We start from the raw sequence: 3,769 nt of genomic DNA, 5'->3' as shown, positions 1-3,769 counted from the left end.
CCCAACAATCGGCTGCTCTTGACGGCGGGAGCGTTGTGCAAAATTCAAAGCTGGTTGCTCATATATAGCGCTGTGTTATATTTACGTTCTAAGTAAAATTTTCTCGCCGCAAGAGAGCCAATCGTTATCAAAGTAAATAAATGTCTATTTCTGGCTTGCATCTAATAAACTAAAATGATAACTTAGTATGATGATTGAGTATTTTTAAGGCATCAAAGATGATTACATCTACCAAACAAAAAGAAAAGATAAAAAATCAAATCCGTGAAACACTTGCATTGGAAAAAGAAGTACAGCGAATTGTATTATTCGGTTCCTTTGTTAACTCAGACACTCCAAATGATATTGATGTCGCTGTTTTCCAAACAAGTGATGAAACATATTTATCTCTCGCAATGAAATATCGAAAACTTGTAAGAAGTGTTGCAAAAATTCTTCCGGTTGATATAATTCCCTTGTCTGTCAATGCAGAAGGATTTTTTATAGATGAGATCAAAAGTGGTGAGATAGTATATGAAAGATGAAACAAAAATATGGTTAATCTATGCGAATGAAAATTTAGATTCATCACAAATTTTAAAGGAAAGCCATCTCTACAATACCTGCCTTCAAAATATACAACAATCTGTCGAAAAATCAATAAAAGCAATATTAATTGAGAAGTCTATAAAGATGAAACGAACGCATGACATTCTTGAATTAAAGTATTTATTGCAAAGTAAGGATATTCAAATTGATATAACAGACGATGATTGTGATTTTCTTAATACAATATATATGCCCTCAAAATATCCAATTGGCAGCGTTCTTCCAGAATATGATCCCGATGATAAAATATGCGATCAAGGAATATTAATTGCAAAAAAAGTTATTAATTCAGTTGAACAATATTTAGCTGAAAATTGCTAACACAAATTTGCTGACGGATGCGCCAGCGACGTTTCGTTCATTAATTTCAATTCGGCTTTTGTAGCGTGCTGGCGTCCGAGATTTGTTTCTCAATGTGCGGCAACGTTTCGTGCCGCTGGCAAAATTTTAATCGTGGGTTTGGATGGTGTCGGTTTGGCGCGCCGCAGAAATAGGTCGTTATACAAATGAATTACTATATCAGGTATTTTTATATTTCAAAGTGATGCGCATTTATACTAAATTGTTGATAATGAAAATTATGGGGGTAATTTATGTTTAACCAATTTAATTTTAAGCAAAAAAATATGGTTTTAATAGTTAGTACAATTTTGTTATGCACAGCAATTGTTTTTGCTGCTACAATATGGAGATTTGATTTTACGGCGAGCATCGCGTTCCCAAACCCTGCTGGTTCCGGTGATCAGGTCAAAGAAAGCATGAGTCTGCTTATCCTTGATACAGACTATAATTTTTATCCTGCAAACATCAGGTCAGTGGTTTATAATGTAATAGGCCAGAAGGTATATGAAAAAGTTGAACTACACCAATCAAGTCCAAATTTTCAAATGATTGTATGGAAAGTAGGTAATAATACACCATCTGGGGTGTATACAATCAAAGTTAGAGCTGAATCTGCGGTTGCTGGGAATTCAAGTTGGATTGTTCGAAGAGTTACAATAGTTAATTAAACTGCTATGTTAAATGCGCATCACTTACGTTTTTATGGAATTTGTAATTTTTAAAAAAGTGAGTTTTATCAGAATTGTTAACTTAAATAAAATGGACTAACAAGGGGAAAAAAATGAAAAGCAAAGGAAAAAAATTAATTGTTGTTTGTGTTTTGTTTTTAATCAGCATGACTGCAAGTATTTATTCTCAATCTTTAATTATTGAAAAGAAAAATATTAATATAAACCTATGGGCAGGAGTTGCCGGATCAAGATTGACCGGACAGAGTTCATTCCCGGTATACGGACCGTATAATAATTCCAAAATAGGACTAAGTTTTGGTGCTTCAGTTGACACAAGGTTTAAAAAAAATATATTTATTGAAGCAGGGTTATTTTATAGCCAGCTGGGTGGTAGTACGGAAGAACAAACTGCTGCAGATAATAATGGAAAAGTCTTGGGTAAGTATAAAATATGCCAGTATTTGGATTATATTGAAATCCCTGTTTTGGTGAAGTTTTATATTAAGCAAAAATATTTAAACATATTTCTTGAAGCAGGGCCGGAAATAACGGTTTTGCTTTCAGGCAGAGAAAAATTTAATCATGTTTATAACTCTTTGATGGAATACGATAAAAACATCTCGTCTCAGATTGCAAAACTAAATATTGGTGTTAATTTAGGGGCGGGGATAAGCTACAAGATAACTCCAAACATTAAGTTGAATTTTATATGTAAATATTTATTTGGATTGGCAAATCAAATCAAAAACAGTTCTGTGGAAGATGAGCAGAAAATAAGATATTTTAAGATTGTTATCGGGCCGTCTTTTAAACTTTGAGATTATTGTATAACCCATATTTGCTGACGGACGCGCCAGTAACGTTTTGTTCTTTTATTTCAATTCGGCTTTGGGTAAATGTCGGCGTCCGCGACGCATTTCGCTAAATGCGGAGTCACGTCATGCCGCTGGAAACATTTTCAATGTGGCATTTGGAAAGAGCCGGTTTAGCGCGCCGCAAGAGAGCCAATCGTTATGTGAGCAAAACATGAGACATGGATGGACAATAGAGTCGCCAAACGACTGGCTGCGAAAGGCTGGTGCGCATATTATCAACAACAGGCTCATACTTCCGCATGACTTCCTCCTTGTTCCCATGGGTTCTGCCAGTGAAGCATTATTGGAGTATCGCAGGAGTACCACGCTAAGCGAGAAGATGAGACACGCAATGGCAATCGCTCTTGCAGTGCGTAACGCTGACACCGCATTCTATAACGCAGTTGCCAAAATGCTGAACAAGGCCAATCCCAAAAAACCAAACATCTGTCACAACTGTATTCGTGGACAGCTATTTGGCACTCGCATGAAGGAGTTACGCCAAGAGGTAAACGCCAAAATCATTCACAAGATGGAGAATCCCCGAGGCATCGTAATGATAAGTCCCGACGAATTACCCTTGGTAGAAAAATATTACGAAGAGATGTTCAAGCTGCCATTGATAGACCCCGTTTCCTGGCCAGAAAGGAAGAAGATGGAGCTCTGCCAGAAGTGCAAGAAGAAGTGGCGGGGCACATAACCATGACATGCTACGGACGGCTAATCGCCGCCGCAGATGGTCACGTTATATGTCTATAGATAGGAGTGAAAGATGAATATTTGGGAATGGGCAATAGGCGTATTAAGCGGTATTTTTTTAAGTCTCATTTCTATCTGGATATCAAATAACGTACAAGAAAAGAATGAGTTAAAGAAAAAGGAAGAAGAGGCTATTTTTATTGTGTATATGAAATTTATGGAAATATATAGCCTCTATGACAATATTGTTAATGCTGAAAAGAATGAAGATGGATTTGATAAAGATGTTAGAAAAAAAATGTGGCACTTATCATGGCAAATAGCTGATGTATTGCGTGAATGTGATACGATTGATTTGTTACCTGAAATACTAGATGTGCTGTTTAATAGATGTTATAACTCTGCCCAAGATCGATATAAAAAAATGAGATTATGCAACATTTTTTCTGTAAATTGGTAATTCAAGGTTCTCCTCGTCCTTATTATTTTCAAAGTTTATATATTTTCTCCCAACAATCCATCCTTCATGAATTTCCTGCAATACTGCTGTGATCAATCTTAAGCATGATTCTTGATTTGGGAAAATACCAACAACCCGGGTACGCCGACGAATTT

Annotated in this window: 7 protein-coding genes; 6 read left to right on the top strand and 1 reads right to left on the bottom strand. The window is 36.1% G+C overall.

The genetic code is table 11. The features are described from left to right. The first annotated feature begins 194 nt into the window (after positions 1–194). The 6 genes from J7K93_02070 (at position 195) to J7K93_02045 (ending at position 3,614) form a co-directional block, all read left to right on the top strand. The gene (locus J7K93_02070) at positions 195–524 is read left to right on the top strand and encodes a nucleotidyltransferase domain-containing protein (GenBank protein MCD6115776.1); all 330 of its coding nucleotides are present in this window, start codon (positions 195–197) and stop codon (positions 522–524) included. Continuing rightward, complete coding sequence (locus tag J7K93_02065; protein ID MCD6115775.1) at positions 514–909, top strand: HEPN domain-containing protein; 396 nt, start codon at positions 514–516, stop codon at positions 907–909. The genes J7K93_02070 and J7K93_02065 overlap by 11 nt, the downstream gene beginning before the upstream one ends. Before the next feature lie 272 nt (positions 910–1,181). Continuing rightward, complete coding sequence (locus tag J7K93_02060; GenBank protein ID MCD6115774.1) at positions 1,182–1,598, top strand: hypothetical protein; 417 nt, start codon at positions 1,182–1,184, stop codon at positions 1,596–1,598. Positions 1,599–1,711: 113 nt separating this feature from the next. Further along, positions 1,712–2,419 (top strand): PorT family protein, encoded by a 708-nt coding sequence (locus J7K93_02055; protein MCD6115773.1) that lies wholly within the window; start codon positions 1,712–1,714, stop codon positions 2,417–2,419. A 208-nt stretch (positions 2,420–2,627) separates the two neighbouring features. Then, positions 2,628–3,155 (top strand): hypothetical protein, encoded by a 528-nt coding sequence (locus J7K93_02050; protein MCD6115772.1) that lies wholly within the window; start codon positions 2,628–2,630, stop codon positions 3,153–3,155. A gap of 72 nt (positions 3,156–3,227) precedes the next feature. Further along, complete coding sequence (locus tag J7K93_02045; GenBank protein ID MCD6115771.1) at positions 3,228–3,614, top strand: hypothetical protein; 387 nt, start codon at positions 3,228–3,230, stop codon at positions 3,612–3,614. Here J7K93_02045 and J7K93_02040 read toward each other — a convergent pair. Further along, positions 3,585–3,769 (bottom strand): transposase (locus J7K93_02040; protein ID MCD6115770.1); only part of this gene is annotated, 185 nt, incomplete at its 5' end. The genes J7K93_02045 and J7K93_02040 overlap by 30 nt on opposite strands.

Source organism: bacterium, assembly GCA_021158245.1.
Lineage (GTDB): Bacteria > Zhuqueibacterota > QNDG01 > QNDG01 > QNDG01 > QNDG01.
This window is presented reverse-complemented; position numbering and strand designations above follow the sequence as displayed.

Excerpts from the sequence above, each read along its gene's own strand:
- J7K93_02065 (MCD6115775.1), top strand. The coding sequence starts at position 514 with ATGAAAGATGAAACAAAAATATGGTTAATCTATGCGAATGAAAATTTA.
- J7K93_02060 (MCD6115774.1), top strand. The coding sequence starts at position 1,182 with ATGTTTAACCAATTTAATTTTAAGCAAAAAAATATGGTTTTAATAGTT.
- J7K93_02055 (MCD6115773.1), top strand. The coding sequence starts at position 1,712 with ATGAAAAGCAAAGGAAAAAAATTAATTGTTGTTTGTGTTTTGTTTTTA.
- J7K93_02050 (MCD6115772.1), top strand. The coding sequence starts at position 2,628 with ATGAGACATGGATGGACAATAGAGTCGCCAAACGACTGGCTGCGAAAG.
- J7K93_02045 (MCD6115771.1), top strand. The coding sequence starts at position 3,228 with ATGAATATTTGGGAATGGGCAATAGGCGTATTAAGCGGTATTTTTTTA.